This is a genomic window from Enterococcus infantis (assembly GCF_049166715.1).
GTDB lineage: Bacteria > Bacillota > Bacilli > Lactobacillales > Enterococcaceae > Enterococcus_C > Enterococcus_C leclercqii.
Genome location: NZ_JBMHFB010000005.1, coordinates 199364 through 216901 on the forward strand (window position 1 = coordinate 199364; position 17538 = coordinate 216901).

The 17538-nt window shown below is 43.9% G+C and carries 18 protein-coding genes; 10 read left to right on the forward strand and 8 right to left on the reverse strand.

The genetic code is table 11. The features are described 5' to 3' along the window. Positions 1-9: 9 nt before the first annotated feature. The 3 genes from ACOMA8_RS07620 to ACOMA8_RS07630 form a co-directional block, all read right to left on the reverse strand. Positions 10-867, reverse strand: coding sequence for a hypothetical protein (locus tag ACOMA8_RS07620; RefSeq protein WP_421369771.1), 858 nt, complete (start codon positions 865-867; stop codon positions 10-12). A 75-nt stretch (positions 868-942) separates the two neighbouring features. Continuing rightward, positions 943-2112 (reverse strand): GHKL domain-containing protein, encoded by a 1170-nt coding sequence (locus ACOMA8_RS07625; RefSeq protein WP_421369773.1) that lies wholly within the window; start codon positions 2110-2112, stop codon positions 943-945. Next, entirely contained in the window at positions 2105-2812 is a 708-nt protein-coding gene (locus ACOMA8_RS07630; RefSeq protein WP_421369775.1) for a LytR/AlgR family response regulator transcription factor, read from the reverse strand. The genes ACOMA8_RS07625 and ACOMA8_RS07630 overlap by 8 nt, the downstream gene beginning before the upstream one ends. A gap of 291 nt (positions 2813-3103) precedes the next feature. On the opposite strand from ACOMA8_RS07630, the gene ACOMA8_RS07635 reads away from it, so the two are divergent. From ACOMA8_RS07635 to ACOMA8_RS07655, 5 genes are all read left to right on the forward strand, one after another. Then, positions 3104-3655 (forward strand): C39 family peptidase, encoded by a 552-nt coding sequence (locus ACOMA8_RS07635; RefSeq protein WP_421369777.1) that lies wholly within the window; start codon positions 3104-3106, stop codon positions 3653-3655. An 83-nt stretch (positions 3656-3738) separates the two neighbouring features. Continuing rightward, positions 3739-4710, forward strand: a complete 972-nt coding sequence (locus ACOMA8_RS07640) for a ribose-phosphate diphosphokinase (RefSeq protein ID WP_161898987.1) — start codon at positions 3739-3741, stop codon at positions 4708-4710. A 279-nt stretch (positions 4711-4989) separates the two neighbouring features. Beyond that, entirely contained in the window at positions 4990-6129 is a 1140-nt protein-coding gene (locus ACOMA8_RS07645) for a cysteine desulfurase family protein (RefSeq protein WP_421369779.1), read from the forward strand. Between the two features lie 126 nt (positions 6130-6255). After that, a complete protein-coding gene (locus ACOMA8_RS07650) occupies positions 6256-6600 on the forward strand; it encodes a DUF1831 domain-containing protein (RefSeq protein WP_421369781.1) in 345 nt (114 codons plus the stop codon). A gap of 183 nt (positions 6601-6783) precedes the next feature. Continuing rightward, a complete protein-coding gene (locus ACOMA8_RS07655; protein WP_161898984.1) occupies positions 6784-7395 on the forward strand; it encodes a metallophosphoesterase in 612 nt (203 codons plus the stop codon). A gap of 78 nt (positions 7396-7473) precedes the next feature. Here ACOMA8_RS07655 and ACOMA8_RS07660 read toward each other — a convergent pair whose 3' ends face one another. The 3 genes from ACOMA8_RS07660 to ACOMA8_RS07670 form a co-directional block, all read right to left on the reverse strand. Continuing rightward, complete coding sequence (locus tag ACOMA8_RS07660; protein WP_421369783.1) at positions 7474-8220, reverse strand: hypothetical protein; 747 nt, start codon at positions 8218-8220, stop codon at positions 7474-7476. Further along, a complete protein-coding gene (locus ACOMA8_RS07665) occupies positions 8210-8758 on the reverse strand; it encodes a sigma-70 family RNA polymerase sigma factor (RefSeq protein ID WP_161898982.1) in 549 nt (182 codons plus the stop codon). Before ACOMA8_RS07665 ends, ACOMA8_RS07660 begins: the two co-directional genes overlap by 11 nt. A gap of 227 nt (positions 8759-8985) precedes the next feature. Beyond that, positions 8986-9744 (reverse strand): AraC family transcriptional regulator, encoded by a 759-nt coding sequence (locus ACOMA8_RS07670; RefSeq protein WP_161898981.1) that lies wholly within the window; start codon positions 9742-9744, stop codon positions 8986-8988. 119 nt (positions 9745-9863) lie between these two features. On the opposite strand from ACOMA8_RS07670, the gene ACOMA8_RS07675 reads away from it, so the two are divergent. From ACOMA8_RS07675 to ACOMA8_RS07690, 4 genes are all read left to right on the forward strand, one after another. Beyond that, positions 9864-11813, forward strand: a complete 1950-nt coding sequence (locus ACOMA8_RS07675) for a right-handed parallel beta-helix repeat-containing protein (protein WP_421369786.1) — start codon at positions 9864-9866, stop codon at positions 11811-11813. Between the two features lie 121 nt (positions 11814-11934). Continuing rightward, the gene (locus ACOMA8_RS07680; RefSeq protein ID WP_421369788.1) at positions 11935-12870 is read left to right on the forward strand and encodes a helix-turn-helix domain-containing protein; all 936 of its coding nucleotides are present in this window, start codon (positions 11935-11937) and stop codon (positions 12868-12870) included. Between the two features lie 209 nt (positions 12871-13079). After that, positions 13080-13613 (forward strand): hypothetical protein, encoded by a 534-nt coding sequence (locus tag ACOMA8_RS07685; RefSeq protein WP_421369790.1) that lies wholly within the window; start codon positions 13080-13082, stop codon positions 13611-13613. Continuing rightward, positions 13610-14920 carry a glycosyltransferase family 2 protein gene (locus ACOMA8_RS07690; RefSeq protein ID WP_421369792.1) on the forward strand — a complete coding sequence of 437 codons (1311 nt, stop codon included), beginning with the start codon at positions 13610-13612 and terminating at the stop codon, positions 14918-14920. Before ACOMA8_RS07685 ends, ACOMA8_RS07690 begins: the two co-directional genes overlap by 4 nt. Positions 14921-15136: 216 nt before the next feature. Here ACOMA8_RS07690 and ACOMA8_RS07695 read toward each other — a convergent pair whose 3' ends face one another. Both ACOMA8_RS07695 and ACOMA8_RS07700 read right to left on the reverse strand, forming a co-directional pair. Next, entirely contained in the window at positions 15137-15796 is a 660-nt protein-coding gene (locus ACOMA8_RS07695) for a DsbA family protein (RefSeq protein ID WP_161898976.1), read from the reverse strand. Between the two features lie 98 nt (positions 15797-15894). Beyond that, a complete protein-coding gene (locus ACOMA8_RS07700; RefSeq protein WP_421369794.1) occupies positions 15895-16470 on the reverse strand; it encodes a CYTH domain-containing protein in 576 nt (191 codons plus the stop codon). A gap of 368 nt (positions 16471-16838) precedes the next feature. On the opposite strand from ACOMA8_RS07700, the gene yjbM reads away from it, so the two are divergent. After that, on the forward strand, positions 16839-17525 hold the full coding sequence (yjbM, locus tag ACOMA8_RS07705) for a GTP diphosphokinase (RefSeq protein ID WP_421369796.1): 687 nt from the start codon (positions 16839-16841) through the stop codon (positions 17523-17525). The last annotated feature ends 13 nt before the right edge of the window (positions 17526-17538 follow it).

Below are 17538 nucleotides of genomic sequence, written 5' to 3' on the forward strand. Positions count from 1 at the left end.
CCAGCTAAATTAAGCTAGAAATTCCTCGATTTTTATCCGAAGCGTTTCAGGAGGCCAGAGCGCTATATTGTAAAGGGAGTCCTGCTTGACTGATTCCTCGATCAAACGCTGTCCTAGATAATAACCGGCATCTGAAATGCCGAGCACTTCATACCAATCACCGTAAAAATTCTGGACACTGAATTTTGAATCTGTTAAAGCTATCCGGTAGAGCTGTTTGAGTTGAGAAAAGTTATCGCGGCAACAGTCTAGCCAATCAGTACCTCGAGTTTCGACTTGTTCAGAGAGGATCATTGATTGCCCATACTGAGCAAATCCTTCGGTGTATAAACGCCATAAGCCTGATTCATAAGGATTCTTAGGCTCGTCAGCGGTCAATTGGTGCGAACTACGTAAATAAAAATGGATGCAATGGGTAATTTCATGTGCGACAAGGGTTTCGATATCGGTTTTAGAATGCCAATTCAATTGCGCAATCTTATCGACTCCGAAAAGAATAGCTGGCGAATCGTTATAATTATCTGCCCAACCTGCACTGTTTAGTAAGCCGCTGTAAATTACGTATTCAAGTGGTAAGGAGAGTTTAAAGAGACTCTCTGCACGCTGGTGGAGGATGGATAAAGAGTTGAGCAGATTGGTGTGAGCAATCTGCATTTTAGAAAAGTTTTGTTTAAAAACAGGAAATACCTCTCTTTGCCCATACTCCTGCCAATCCATGTCATTATCAGTATAGTCAGTGGTCAATTTTATAAAGAGTTCAGGATAGTTAGTCATATATAGGTCTTGCCATAATTGCAGAAGCTTATCAGGAGATTCTCCAATATGTTTTTCAATTTTCAAACAAAGTGGATTAAACGCATCAATCATAAGTAGGCCTCCTTTTTAATAGGGGAATAAGTCAGAAGATTTTGTGACTTCATCTTTAAAAAGAAAACATCATAGTCAGTTATTTTCCGTAATCGTCGTCAGAGGCAGAAGAATTTCTGTGACGAAGAATCCGTCTTCGTATTGGCGGTTCAAAAGGCCGTCATACTTGTCTACAAGGGCATTGATGCGGCGAATTCCCAGCCCACGTTTGTCATTTTTGGTACTGGCGTAGTCGGGTCTGATTTCTTGATTTTCAGGGCGGGCATTGGTAACTACGATGTACAGCTGTTGCTTCAAAATAGAAATGTATACCCGCAGCAGCCGTTGTCGAGGATCAGAAATCTCTAGATTGGCTTCGATGGCATTGTCTAAAATATTACCTAAGATGACTACCATATCCACGTCGTTGATCAGAGGCTGGGTGCCGACAAAAACTTTGGCATTGATGGGAATATCCTGTTGTTGGGCGATAGTCAGCTTTGAATTCACCACTGCGTCCATCATCGTATTGCCGGATTTGACAATCTGTTCAATTACTTCTAGGTGTTTTTCTAAATCTTCCAAATAAGCCAGTGTTTCTGTTTTGCGATCTTCGGCGACCGTTGTTTTTAAACTCTGCAAGTGGTTGTGATAATCGTGGCGCCAACCGCGGACATTTTCGTAAAGTTGGTCGATCTCTTGCACGTAATTGGCCATGATTTGATCTAATGAACGGGCAAAAACCAGATCCGTTTCAGCAAAAAGATAACGGACTAGCTCCAAACACAAACAACAGCACAAAAAGGCAGCAATTAACGGAAGCCAACTCATAGACGGCGTACTCTGGGCATAGAGTACTGTCAGACAAGCCAGTAGCAGGCCACAAAGGAATCGCCCCCGCAGATGTAACTGACGTCCCGCGGTTAAAATAAAATAGCCGATAAAAAAGAGATACAACGCCCAAGGAGAATCAAATAATTTAGAAAATAGTGGTGAAGAGGCGCTGGTCAGCCACGAAAGGCAGCCGATAATCAGCTGTAAGAGGCAATAAACTACCGGTAGCCGCATGTCTTTGAATCGTTGGAAAAAATACACTAGCAAAACTCCCCAGACGAGCCAAGGCATAAAGGCTGCTGAAGGAATCGGGAACAGCCAAGAGAAGGCGAGCTGCAAAAGGGCTAGTCCAACTAGCCACAAGCCGCGCCGTCCCCGCAGTAGTATATCGTAAAGGGCTAGTGCCAGTATTAATAACAACCAGTCAGTCATTGGCTAGACCTCGATAATGCTTCAAAAGCATTTCTTTCAGCAATTTTTTGCGTGTCCGGCTAACAGGAAGTTTAACTCCGTTGGAAAGAGTGACGTCACTGCCGTTGAAGGCTGCCACCTGACTGAGGTTAATGATTGTTCCCCGGTTGATCTTTAAAAAATCAGCAGTCAGTTCTTCTTCAAATTGGTTAAGATTGGCAGTCAGAATATAGCGCTTTTCCTGTGTCTGTAAAAAAAGGGTGTGCCCGGCGACCTGCAAAAAGAGAATGTCAAACTGAGGAATCTTCAAGGTTTCCCGTTCAACATTGATCAAAAGCACCGGTGGCGACTGTTGGGCTTCGATTTTGTCCAGGACTTGCAGGATTTTTTCCAATGTCACCGGCTTCATGATATAAGCCACTGCGCCCACATCGTAACCGTCAAAAACATAATCGTCATAATTGCTGACAAAAGCTAAGGGGAGGGGATTGCCCTGTGCCCGCAGTTTTTTTGCAACCGCCATGCCGTCTAACGCCCCTGCCAGTTGGATATCCAGAAATGCCAGTTGAAAATTCGCATCCGGCACTGCAAAGAGGAAACTTTCGCCGCTGTCAAAGGTTTCTAAGACAAGGGATTGCTGGCGTAGATGGGCAGCCTCTGTCAAAAGTGTGGTGAGGTGATTCAAGTGCTGTGTTTGATCTTCCAAAATCGCAATTTTCATAAGAAGACTCCTGCTTAAGATAGTTGAGTTGAGTATATCACAAATTTTTACAGTTCAGATTGCTGTTTTTGAGAATCATTTCAGTATAAATACGGTTTGTTGATTGGCTCATTTATTTGAGATGACGCCTTTTTTCAAGGGACTTTTCAGTGATGAGTTCCTGTCGAACCGTCACAGCGAGTGTACCTTGTAAACTTCCAATCATGATTATTTTTGGTTTCGCCAAATTTTCGTTATAATGACAAAGTAGCTTTGAGAGACGTTCACATGACCTGACAGGAGGAATGCCTTATGACGGCAAGTTACCCGCAAGACCGCTGGATTGGGATTGACGAAACAGCTTTTGCGCCCTATAAAAATTGGATTACCCATAGTGGTTATCTCTGTGGTACCAATGCGGCTTCTGTATTATTAGCTTATTATCAAGATCATATCGACCCGGAGATTGTACCAAAGACATTGCGCAGCCCGGACAGCCGTGACGGTGAAACGTTGGCAGCTTTTCTGCGGATTTTGATTCAGCCTCATGAATTGCCGACACTGGCTTTTCAAGTAGCCCATGGATTGTCAAAGTTCTTTACTTATTTTCATCTGTCGTATCGCGCCCGGGCTACGATGGCTGGCGGCTGGTATCGGGGAGTGAAACGAATCCAGCAGGGAAAACCGGTAATCTTGGGGCTGATGAAAGCAAAAGGCTCTACATACGGCAATCATTGGGTCACAGCCTATGGATTTATGGAGACTGCTGACGGCAAACGCTATTTTAAGGTTCACGACAACTGGGGCAACTATCGAAAAGTGATTCCTGCTGAGTGGGTCAATGGGACCGTTTCCTTGTCCTAAAGCCGAAAGTCCCGGCAGAAATCTCACCGAATTTATGTTAGAATAAAGAAAATCCACGAAAACTTGGGAGGACGATTGACAAGATGGGCGTTAATTACGAAGAAAAGCCGCTGAAAATCTTCAGCTTGAACGGAAACCTGCCGCTGGCTGAAAAGATTGCTGCTACGTTCGGAACAAAACTGGGGGCTTGCTCGATTAAGCATTTCAGTGACGGAGAAATCTCCATCAGTATCGAGGAAACAGTCCGGGGGGTACACGTATATCTAGTACAGGCCACCAATCAACCGGTCAATGATTATTACATGGAACTTCTCATCATGATCGATGCCATGAAACGGGCGAGCGCCAAGACGATCAATGTGGTCTTACCCTATTATGCCTATGCCCGCCAAGACCGGACAGCTAAGCCTCATGAGCCAATCACAGCTAAGTTGATTGCGAATATGCTGCAAGAAGCTGGTGCGACACGCGTTTTAACCCTTGATTTACACGCAGTCCAAGTCCAAGGATTCTTTGATATTCCAGTAGACAATCTGTTTACGATGCCACTGTTTGCAAAGTATTATCGGGATCTGAACATGACTGGCGACGATTATGTAGTTGTTTCACCGAAAAACTCCGGTGTCCAGCGCGCCCGTAGCCTTGGTGAATATCTGAATACAACTTTGGCAATTGTCGATCAAGAAGAGAGCGATCCTAACGGCGGCTATGTCATCGGGGATGTCGCGGGCAAGACCTGCATCATGGTAGATGATATTTTGAATACCGGCAATACGATGGTTAAAGCGGCGCAATTCTTAAAAGACGCCGGCGCTAAAGAGGTTTACGCTTGTGCCTCCCATGCCTTATTGTCACCACCGGCCAAAGAGCTGATTGAAAACTCCCAGATTACCTCTTTATGTGTGACAGATTCTTGTTTTACTACGGATGATCGCCATCCGGAAAATATGATTTACATCAGCTGCGGCGAATTGATGGGACAAGCAGTGAAAGTAATTCATGAGAACAAACCTATGAGCCCATTATTTAAACTAGAAGAAAAAGATTTTCAATAAAATTAGAAAAGCTGTGGTCCTCCTTTGATGAGAACCACAGCTTTTTTGTGCTGACCTAAGCGGGATTGCTTTTGATAAGGGGCGGCTGGATTTTTTGCCAGAATTGGCGGCGGTTTGTTTTATGGGGACAATCGGGGCTGCCCCACATCCTTTGCCAATGGCTTTTCCACTGTGCTAGAATGACAGGGAGTAAAACTACGCAAAACTTGACGAAAAGCTGTTCGTTTCAGAGGCGACTGGCCTGAATAGACGGCTTAAAAGATAAAAGGGGACTAAAAAATGAAAGGCTATTTTGACCATGCAGCTACGACGCCGCTACGCCCGGAAGTGATTGCTGAAATGCAGCGAATCTTGACAGAGGTCTACGGGAACCCTTCCAGCATTCATGGCTATGGACGACAAGCAGCAATGGAATTGGAGTTGGCAAGAGATACGATTGCCAGTTCTCTAGGAGTCAAAGCCCATGAGATTGTCTTTACCTCCGGAGGAACGGAAAGCGACAATACCGCAATTATTGGAGTCGCAGAATCCCGCCAAGAACAAGGCCGTCACTTGATTACCACCGCGATTGAGCATCCGGCGGTTTTGGAGACCATGCACTATCTGGAAACACAAGGGTTTGAAGTTACCTATCTGCCAGTTGATGAAAAAGGACAGCTGCATGTGACGGATTTAGAGGCAGCGTTGCGCCCGGATACAACGTTGGTCTCAATTATGTACGCCAATAATGAAACCGGAAATCTGCTGCCAATCGCTGAAATTGCTGAAATCTTACAGGATCATCCGGCAATTTTTCATACTGATGCTGTCCAAGCATATGGTAAAGTGATGATTCGCCCGAAAGAGCTGGGAATTGATCTGCTGAGTACGTCTGCCCACAAGTTCAACGGTCCCAAGGGAGTCGGTTTTTTATACAAAAGTGATCAAACTCCTCTGCCAGCTTACCTTCATGGGGGAGAACAGGAAGAAAAACGCCGCGCCGGCACAGAAAATTTGGCTTCCATCTGCGGTATGGCTAAGGCAATCAGTCTGTTAACACCAGAGCAACAGGAAAGGGAACGGGAAAAATATCGGAGCTTTGGTAAAATTGTCACCGATCACTTAGCTGAAGCTGGTGTGAAGTGGCAGTTAAATGGTGATCCCCAGCAAAAATTGCCGCAAGTTTTGAACCTACGTTTTCCTGGTGTCACCAATGACTTGCTTTTACTGAAACTGGATTTAAAGGGGCTGGCGATTTCCACAGGATCTGCTTGTACCGCCGGCAATATTGAGCCTTCTCACGTATTGGAAGCAATGTATGGTCACAAGAGCTCAGCTACCAAAGAATCCATTCGAATCAGCTTCGGCTACGGCAATACCCGAGAAGATGTGACCCTGTTTGCAAAAGAGCTGACAGAATTGGTCAAAAGCGCGCAATAATCTCCTTGAGGGACTGGCAAAAGCCGCAGCCAACTTATATAATTGAAGATAAGAAAGCGCTCTGGGGGGGTGCGGCAAGCAAGAAGGCCGGCTTTTTCCACAGCAATAATCGACGAGGTGAAAGAAATGGCATTTGAAGAAAAAGCAACAGTTCTCGGCAGCCCGATAGCTTACAAGCTGGCGCCGGAAGCGAAGCGTTATACATTGCGAGATAACGGGTTTACTGAGACCAATGGCGGCAATTTCCAATTGATCCGGCCCTTAGAGGCGACCCCTCAAAGCAAAGAAGGATTCAAGTTGAAAATCACCGTAGACAAGGATATCAAGACAGTGAAAATGTCGGTGACTACTGCAAATGGCTTGAAAGCAGTAAATATTTTCAAAGATGACAGTCATAAAATGTTGCAGGAAAAATTTTACTTCCTGATGGACGGCTTTATCAGTCGCGGTCTGTTCGTCAAAGTGGATTAATCAGAGAGTAGACGCTTCGGGAACCTGTTTCCCGGGGCGTTTTTGTTTGTTTCTAAGACAGACCTCCACTATACTTAAAGTGAAGTTGTCGGCAATCGTAGGTGTGGCTGACTGGTGGCTCTTTCTAACTGTATTGCAGGAGCCGCTTACTGAGTTGCGAGGCTAAGAAGAGGAGGTCTTCTGATGAAATTTTTCACTTCGGATACCCATTTTTTTCATGAGGACCTGCTGGGAAACAATGATTTTGCACCGCGGCCCTTTAAAAATGTAGCGGAAATGAACCAAATCATGGTTACCAATTGGAATCGTGTAGTCAAAGAACGGGACGTGGTTTATCACTTAGGGGACATTGCGATGCATCCGGATTACGACAAAGGTTATCCAGAAATTTTGGCATTATTATCTAGTTTGCAAGGACAGATTCATTTTATCAAAGGCAATCATGACAATCGGGCCTTTTTCAAGTATTTGGCAGCCAATGATCCTGGAGGGGCGATACCAGGAGAGCCAAAATTCTTTTTTCACGATGTGGGAGTTCTCTTGAAATTTGATCGTCACCAATACTATCTGACCCACTATCCGATGTTATTGGGAATCACGAAAAATATCCGCAACCTTCACGGACATATCCACCACGCCAGCGTACCGATTAAAGAAGATATCAATGTCGGTGTTGATGCCCCGGAGCTGGAATATTTGCCTAAGCCGCAGCCCTTTGGTGCCCCCATCTCGGAAAATCAGATTGGACTTATCGCTGAGGCAAAAGCTGCTGAATTAGCAAAGCTGCGGATGTAAATGAAATAACTAAAAAAAACGCGCCATCCTGTGGAAAAAGCTAGCCGCAGGATGCGCGTTTTTTTGTGAAAGCGATCGTTAAAACATCGTTGTCGGTGCCCCCAACGCATAACGAATCAAATTCCAGATTACCCAAATGAGGAAGATAGCAAAAGGAAGATTGAACAGCCAGAAGCCGACATTGAACGCTAGTTTCCCATTACTGGTGATACGATCGAATAAGTTGCGGCGATACACCCGGTTGCTTTCTGGAATGCGAGCCATAGCAGGGATCCGCTGCCAGATTTCTTTCAATGTTTCGTAGTCTTTTTGGGTCAAGGTCTCATCAAATACATGGTTGTCAGCTTGAAAGTCCAGCAGATACCAGACGTGGCGTTGCCGTTTCATGTGTTCATCAAAATAGCGCCGCGTGTGCTTTTTAGTGAAGATAGAATGGATCGAGTCGTAAGCATAGCTGTAATAGCGATTTTCCTCGAAAAGTTCCACAATCACCAGAAAGATGATCCGGGTTTCAGTAAAAATCATGACCCGGTTGCCGCGAGTATCTTTGAACTGGTCTACGTACCAGCGTGCTTTTTCAGTAGTAACGTAGGTCTGTGCATTGTAACCAGTATTCATAGACCCAGTGTTATCAGCGACAGTTAAAGGTAAATAGCCTTGGATCGTTTCTCCCGGGGTCAACTGAGGCGTCATCAGACTTTCGATTTCTTTCATTAAGATATAGTATTTACTACGTTGGTAAAGGGCTTCTGTGTCAATACCGCTAATATCATCTATCGCTGCCAAGCGTTTGTTTTCATTTAACAGAACATCTTTAAATCCCATGCTGCTCACTCCCTTCAGTCAAAATCTGCTTCAATCGGCGACGGCCACGGGACAGGCGGTTGTAAATCACAGCCGGTTCCAACTGAAGCAGCTCTGCAATCTGCCGTGGCGTTTCCTGATAAAAATAATAGAATAGAAAAATTTGCTGGTCCTCTTCTGAAAGAGTATCCACCAAGAGCATAAACTCTTCTTCAGCCAATGGATTGGCATCCTCTGTTGTCAAAGAATTTTCCGACGTTTCATCAATTTGAGTCTGTTGATAGACCTTGGCTAAGCGTCGTTTTTGATCGATGGCTTTACTTCTGGCAATCATCAAGAGCCAAGTGGCAAAAGAGGCTTTGAGAGGATCAAAATCACCGATCTTTTCCCAGATGGCATAGAAAATCTCATTTTCCGTGGCCTCCCACTCTGAACGTTCATGGCTTTCTTTCAAAATACTGCGGACGGTGCGAAGGATGGGATCGCCATATAGGCTGATGAGCTGTGCTAAACCATCAAAGTTTCGTGCTTGTAGCTTGGCGATAAGTTCCTCTTCCATGTGACCGCCTCCTTTTTTGACATTTTTTGATATGTGGCAACCTGTGTTTAGACTTTTTTGTGGATTTAGATGCAAAACTATATTTTCCGTACGGTATTTCCTGAATTCGCTTATTATACGCAGAGCATGAGTGAAATCTATCCGGTAACAAAAAATATTTTCAGCTTTTCTAAATAATAGAAGGGCTAATAGAGGAGTGGTAGAAGAGCGTTTTACTAGAAGGGTTCTCAATGGGCCCTTCGTTCTTCAGAAGGAGCGCGTTGAGTGATTTTTTTATAGTTGCGATTAAAAGTACGGACTGCCTCGTAGCCGCATAGATGAGCGATTTCCTGGATGGATAACTCCGTATTTTGGAGTAGTTCACGAGCTTTGATAATTCGCAAATGGTTTACGTATTCGTTGAAGCCCATACCAGTCCCACGAATAAAGAGTTTCGATAGATATTTATAATCGTAATTGAGTTGGCTGGCCAGTTGATCTAAAGTGACAGTTTTTTGATAGTGGCTCATGATCCAGCGCAGCATCTGTAATAGCAGTTCACTGCTTTTAGAGTTTCGAAGTTCGCGAAACTCAGTATCATTTAGCAAGCGAGCGCAGCAATCATAGACACAGGCTTTTATTTGAAAGACTGTCATATGTTCTTGGATAGAAAGGGCAGCTGCCGCTTGAGGGAGTCGATTGGTGATAGGAAGTTTTTCTTGATACAGCTGATGAAAATCTGGAATCAGTTCTGGTGCGATAATCAGCACTTCCAAATGGGTTTCCGGCTGTGCATGAAAGCTGTGAATCTGATTGCCAAAAATAAACGCACCGTCACCAGCGAGCAATTCTTCCTCGACACCGTCTACTGTGAGTAGGAGCGTTCCTTGTTGAACCAGCAAGAGCTCATAGGCGCGATGATAGTGAGAAGGAAAACTTTCCCCCATTAAATGAAGCTGATGAAACAAGATGCCGGGTTCCATACCGTAGTTTTGAAAAAAGTGCATCAGTGGTACCTCCTTAGACGAAATATGTCCAATCAATGACGAATTCTACCCTTTTTATTATAGCGTTTTCTTCCTACAATATACCTGTAAATCTAATCAAAACCTGAAGGAGCAAAGAGATGACAGAATATCACGTAGCGAAAAATGGCGACGTAAATTTTCCCGGTACCTTAGAAAAACCCTTCTTAACTATCCAACAAGCCGCTGAAATCGCACAAGCTGGTGACATAGTAACCGTCCACACTGGCGAATATCGGGAGTGGGTACGTCCGCGACAAGCAGGCTTGAGCGAATTTAGACCAATCATTTATCAGGCGGCAGTTGGTGAGAAAGTTGTAATCAAGGGGTCTGAGCAGGTAACCGACTGGGATCTGGTAGCTGGTTCTGTTTACAAAAAAGTAATCCACAATGACTTCTTTGGAAGCTTCAATCCTTTCAAGGAAACGGTTTGGGGAGATTGGATGACAGAAACAACACGAACTGCCCACTTGGGAGAAGTTTATCTGAATGGTCAAGCTATGTACGAGGCGGCGAATTTAGCAGGAGTAATGACACCGGTTTTACGAGAAAGAGTGGAAGAGTTTTTTGTCTTTGTCGAAGTGGCAGAACGCTATCCGGAACGACTGCGCTATACTTGGTTTGCAGAGGTAAATGAAGAAACGACGACAATCTATGCCAATTTTCAAGAGCTCAATCCCGAACAAGCACTGGTGGAAATCAACGTCAGACCAGCTTGCTTTTATCCTGAAATTAGCGGATTGAATTACATTACCGTACGAGGATTTGAAATTTGTCATAGCGCTAGTAAATGGGCACCGCCTACAGGAGATCAACCGGGAATGATCGGACCGCGATGGAGTCGAGGATGGATTATTGAAGATAATTTGCTCCATGACGCTAAATGTTCAGCCATCAGTCTGGGCAAGATTTCGGAATCTGGCGATAACTATTACAGTTATCGCAAAGACAAGCCAGGATACACCTATCAACTTGAGTCAGTTTTCACTGCAGAAGATCAAGGATGGAGCAAAGAACGGATTGGTAGCCATATTATTCGCCGCAACCATATTTACGATTGCGGACAAAACGGAATTGTTGGTCATTTAGGTTGTGTCTTTTCCAAAATCTATGACAACCATATCCACGACATTTCCATGAAACGAGAATTTCGGGGCTGGGAGATTGCCGGTATCAAACTACATGCTGCCATTGATGTAGAAGTCTCTAACAATCACATCCACGATTGTTCTTGTGGCACTTGGCTGGATTGGCAAACACAAGGGACGCGCATCAGTCGCAATCTCTACTACGACAATGGACTAGATTTTTTTGTGGAGGTCAGTCATGGGCCATATCTGGTGGACAATAATATTTTTGCTTCTCTCTATGCACTACGAAATTTTTCTCAAGGAGGGGCGTACGTCAATAATCTGATTGCCGGTAATATTGATTGGTCAGATGTGCGAGACCGCGCAACACCTTATCACTTGAAGCACAGTACGAAGGTTAAAGGTTATGCAGTTGTGTACGGCGGAGATGATCGCTGGTACAACAATATTTTTATTGGCGATGCGGCTACGGCAACTGTTGGAACTGGTCATTATAATGGACACCATACTTCTTTGGCTGATTTTATCTCAGAGGTCCAATCTTATGGGCCGGTGGATGTGGAGAAATTTCAAGAGGTCAAAGAACCTGTCTATATTCGTGACAATGTGTATCTTCAAGGAGCAGTCCCCTTCGAAAAAGAAATTGCCAATCTGATAGTAAACGCTTTTGAGCCGAAACTGACCATCAAACGAGAAGAAGGAAAAGTGACGTTGAAGATGGCATTGCCACCAGAGTTTTTACAGCAACAGGCAGCTTTGCGTGGCACTGAAAACCTGATGCGTACTAGATTGACAGATGCAGAATTTGAAAACTCTGACGGTAGTCCGCTGTCGGTGGAAAAAGACTTGCTTGGAAATTCCTTTAAGAATCTCTGTGGACCACTGCAACAATTAGTGGCAGGAGAAAATGAAGTAGTAATCTGGAATGACCACAATTTTAAAAAGCACCTGAGCATTTAGAAAAGTAAATGAAAGCGAGTTCGCGCTGGAAGGTACATGGTGGTAAAATGGAGAAAAATCATTTGTGGCAACGAAAGGGCACCTAGTGTGGTTGCCGAAATCTCACAGAAAGGAGCTAGCTATGTCGCTTTTTACCACAGCCAGTGACAAAGCACAAATTACCGCTTTTTACGCGATCAGCTTGAAGGAATTCAGTATGCCGGTGCATCAACATCCCGCTTGCGAAATCATGTTGATAACTAAAGGTCGGTGCCAGATTCAAGTAGATGGAGAATTTTTTGAACTGCAAGCCAACGAATTTGTTTTTTTGGATGAAAATGTTCCGCATCGATTATTGATTAAAGAGAGGGAGCCTTGCCATCTTTTGAATCTTGAGTTTTTAATGGGAGAGGGGACTAAAACTTTCAATATTGGCCGGGTAAAAGAAACTTCTGCTTCCTATCAAGAGTTGGTCCAAAACCTCAATAGCATCCCAGTAAAAGCTAAAGATAGCCGTAGTTTGACCAGTAGCTTACAAGCTTTGCTACAACTTTTGACCACGCAGCCGCCAGGACAGGGGTGGTCAGAAGAGATGAATTATAGTGTGGAACTGTTGTTTAACCGGGTACTGTTGGAATTGTGCCATTGTTTAAAAAATGACGGCAGCAGAAAAGGAAGTCAGTACCTGAACCAAGCCCTCACTTACATTCGCCAGCATCTTGCCGAAGAACTGCGAGTAACCGCAATCGCACAGCACATCGGCATCAATAAATCTTATCTTCATCTGCTCTTTTCACAGCAGTTGGGCCTGACGATTATCGAATACATTAATCGTGAACGAATTAAGTTGTCCTGCTACTTATTAACTAACAGTGATCTGCCTCTAGTAGAGATTGCTGTCCAGTGTGGCTTCAACAGTCGCCAGCATTTTGCAGGAACCTTTCGCAAATTTCTCAAACAAACGCCACGGGAATATCGCAAGCTTCATCAAGAAAGTAAACAGATCAAAAATTCCGGTGGTCAATACCGTTTGGAGCAAACCTGGCATCACATTCACATGGGGCCGACACTTGAATAGACACCAAAAAAGCGCAGGCAGCTGCGCTTTTTCATGTTTCTTAATACTTTTCCAATGAGATGACTAGGTAGCAAAAAAGGTATGAAATGGTTAACTGCTTTTTTAGTTTTAGCTTTTTTCTTAAATGAAATCATGATTTTTGCAATTTTTAGAGTGGCTCGTCATAATGAGGTATAGGCTGAGTGAAACCCTAGGGAGGAGCAAAGATTGTGAAAAAAGAAGCGGTCACTAAAAATAATACTGATGATAAAGCCTCCTTCCGGGAAGCTGAAAAGGCCTTTGTACGAGATCGATATTTTGAAAAGGGACATCTTTTCATCAAAATATATATCACGATAGCAGTAGTCATTGGGTGGCTGGCAGTAGGGATTCCAATTTATTGGACCTTATCTTCTACTGTGTTGCGCAATGTAGTGAAACCAGTCTGGAACTATCAAGAAGGGCGACAGATGGTTTCTCAACTAAATCTATTTTTTGCAGTAGCTTTTGCAGTGTTGCTCATTGGAGCAGTTGCGCTGACATTGTATAACAATTATAAAATCAAAAATCGTTGTTCAAAAGAAATTGCCTACGACAGTGATGAGTTGCGTAGGCGAATGCACGTCTACGATGACTTAATGACTGAGCGTTTTGGCAACTCGCAATTTCGCGAAAATACTCGTTATTACGTAGTGCCGGAGGAGAAAAACCTGAGCACCAAAGAATTGAAAGAAGCTTATGAGAAAGCAGGTGCCGAAAGATGAGTTATTTTGAATTTGGTAACCCTGTGTTGACCGTCATGATCAATATAATGATTTTTATTTTGATTAGTTATCCAATCATCGGTGCTTTCAGTTGGTTTGTGCAAGTCTTGTGTTACCGTTTTTTGTTCAAGGATAAGCAAAAAGGGTTCAAACGGATTGCACCGGAGCGAGAGCCGTTTATAACAATCATGGTTCCGGCGCACAATGAGGAAATCGTGATTGAGGCGACTCTGCGCTATTTGCTAGAAAAAATTGCCTATCATGAATATGAAGTGCTGGTGATGGATGATGGTTCTACTGATCGAACACCGGAAATTTTGGAAAGACTGATGGCAGAATATCCTCGCTTACGAGTGATTCGTATCGATGCCAATAAAGGCAAGGCCCATGCCTTCAACATCGGTGTTGGTTTTGCTAAAGGGGATTACATTCTCAGTAATGATGCGGATACGATTCCAGAGACCGATGCACTGTGGAAGTACATGAACTATTTTATGTATGATTCAGACACCAATATTGCGGCGGTTACTGCCAACATGGATGTCCAAAATCGTTCACGGATTATTGAAAAATCGCAAACGGTAGAGTTTTCCAGTATTGTAGGAGTAATCAAACGCGGCCAGTTAGGCACTTTGAATACCATGTATGCTTACAGTGGAGCCAACACGATGTATCGTAAGACAGCGCTATTAGACGCTGGCCTTTTTCGTCAAGATCGGGCGACAGAAGATATCAGTATCGCTTGGGATCAACAGTTAAGAGGTTGGACACCCGTCTTTGCACCAGATATTATGTTTTTCATGGCAGTGCCATCAACTCTGCGAATGTTATATCGGCAACGAAAACGCTGGGCTAAGGGAGGCACCGAAGTTTGGCTGACCAATATACCGAAAATTTTACTGCATCCTATCAAGCACTTAGAGCAATTTGTGATGTTTGTGGATCAGACCTTCAGTATTATTTGGAGTTTATTCTATTGGGTTAGTTTGGTACTCTATCTCATTCTCATGGCTCGTTTTTTACTAGATGGGAATTATGAAAGAATCTTTCATATGCTGGCCATGAGTTTTATCTTCGTCAATTATGAGATGTTCGCGGGACTGTTGCAGTTAGGTGCGGCACTGATTATTGATGAAGGTGGCCACAAGATGAAATACTTGTTGTTTGCCCCTTTTTATCTGTTGCTGTTCTGGATGATTAATGCACTGACGATTGCCACGACGTTTATTCCAGCGATTAAAACGATTCTAGGCTATGGTACCGGCACTTGGAAGTCTCCCGAACGAAAAGCAATGGAAGATCATTGAGATAGTGCTTTTCGATAGATAGCAATTACTCGGGTCAGAGAAAATTCTTTGGCCCGGTTTTTTTAAAAAAAAGAAGCTGGGGAACTTAGGTAGTGTATGACGGTGGTGGCTTAAAATAAGATTCAAACCTTTCAGGAGTTATGCCAATTTAGTATAAGAAAGCAAAAAGGTAAGGACAGCCGCTTCCCCAGACGGTTCTCCTTACCTTTTTGAATGTTAGTAAACCAGTTTGAGGTGCTTTGGATAATGACGCACCCGCTGTTCATTTTTCTTTTGCAAGTAGCCGTCAATGTGAAAAATCTGATAGTTCTCTTCATCTGTGCGGCACAGCTCTGGTAAATCATCAATGGCTGCGGGTCCTTGCAATAAAACCCCGTAATCCCGCTCGCAGGCATAATTGTATACAACAGCGGAAGGATGCAGTGTGATATTCATCTCGCGGGCAATATCTTGATCCACTTGAAACATATCCTTGACGAATACCGAGGGTCGGTCTTCTTTGAACATAGGCAGATCGCCACCGACTTCTGTTACCAATTCTTCTACTAAGGCTCGGCAGTAGGGAATGCCTTCACAGCCAACTGCTTTTTGCAACCGCATCATAAAATTACGGCCTACCTTTTTTCCTTGCAGCTGAATTGCCTTGACATCTAGTGCTGCTGAGTAAGTATCGTTGAACAATTTGTTGCGGGTTTCGATATCATTGGCGGGAATTCCCCGACGTTTCATGATATCTTGGATCGTCTGCATATTAACTAGCGGCATGACGCGAAATTGGAACTTTTTTTCGCTGGTTGTCATGAAGTCTAGTAAGTTCGTCTCCGACTCAAGACACACCGGCCCCAACGGATTGACGAATAAGTAAACCTCGATCACCCAAATCTCCCCCTGTTTTCTTGATTTCCCCAAATCGAATTTTAACTATATGTAACTTAACAGAAATGATAAGAAAAGGAAAACAAAGTACCCCTTCTTTACGTTTCTTTAATTGCTCGTGTGATTTTATTTTCTGCCGGACGATAGGTAAGTCCCAACTGGGTGAGCAAAGCGTGGAAAGCTTCAGTGCCAATTGTGGCATCAGTAACTTCCAATTCCAACTCATAATCATGCAGTTGGCCGTAGAAGTTTTCATCCAGCGCCAACAATCCCTCTTTGACAGGAAATTCTGCCCGCATCGTCGTCAAATCGGCAATCAACAGCAAGTCTTTGGGAGCAATGTGGTGGTTTTGCAGCTGATTGGCTACGGCGCCTTCTGTCAAGATTTGACCTTGTTCACGTAAAAAAGTCGCTTGTCGGAGGGTCAAAGAATCAGTGATTTCCCAAAGCCCAACATCTTTGGCGGGAACTTTCAGGGTCAGTTCTCCTCGGTCGGCAAACAAACGGATTCGCAAGCCCCATCCCAGTTTTTTTAGTTTCTGATCCACGGTATCAAAGTAGCAGTTGGTTTGGCTTTTGAAGTTTTCGTCATTCAGGTGATAGGCCTCTTTTACCTGTCCAAATTCAGCCTCCGTCAGCATAGTTTTGAACTCGATCTCCCGTGATTTGCTCATGATTCAACCTCTTTTCTCATATTTATACATTTTTGCACAAAAAGCCGGTCATTGCAATGAATAAGGGTGCTTCTCATTAGTTTTTTGAATCGGTTTAATAATTTTCAAACGGACGGCTCGTACGTCTCTTAAAAACCTTGCCTTGTTGTTCTTGAATGGATAGGTGAGTAAGTGTGACGCCAAAATTATGAGAAGAAATTATGGTCTTGCAGGCGAAGAAGAAAATGCCGTAAGTCAGACGAAGTTATGGTAAAATCAATGTTGGATGCATGGTTGTACTAAGACTTTTTTGATTGTAAAAAAGCGTAGACAGCCTGCACAGGACTGCCACCGAGAAATTTCCGGTGCTGGATGAATCGAGGGATAATATGGAACGAGATTGGGAACTTTTTTTGGCTCCCTATGAGCAGACGGTTTCTGAACTGAAAGTCAAACTGCGGGGAATTCGCAAACAGTACCGTGAACAAAACAAACATGTACCCATCGAGTTTGTCACAGGTCGAGTCAAGCCGATAGAAAGTATCATCACCAAAAGTCAAATTCGCCACATTCCGATGGAGCGATTGGACGAGGAGATGTCTGATATCGCTGGGCTGCGAATCATGTGCCAATTTGTGGAAGATATTCATCAGGTCGTGCAGATCATTCGTAACCGTAAAGATATGAAAGTTTTAATCGAACGGGACTATATCACAAACAAGAAGGCTAGCGGATACCGTTCCTACCATCTGGTAATCGAGTATCCTGTACAACTGATCGGCGGCGAAAAGAAGATTTTGGCAGAAATCCAAATTCGGACGCTAGCCATGAACTTCTGGGCGACAATTGAGCATTCGCTAAACTACAAGTACCAAGGGGCTTTTCCTGAAGAGATGAAAGAACGTCTGCAACGGGCAGCCGAAGCGGCGTATCAATTGGACGAAGAGATGTCCAAAATTCGCGAAGAAATCCAAGAAGCGCAACGCTTATTTGCTCATGGGCGAGGCAAGTCCGATGACGGCTATTACTTAGCGGCTATCGACAGAGAAGATGAACAAGACAAAGGCGGCAGATAATTTACCGTCTGTA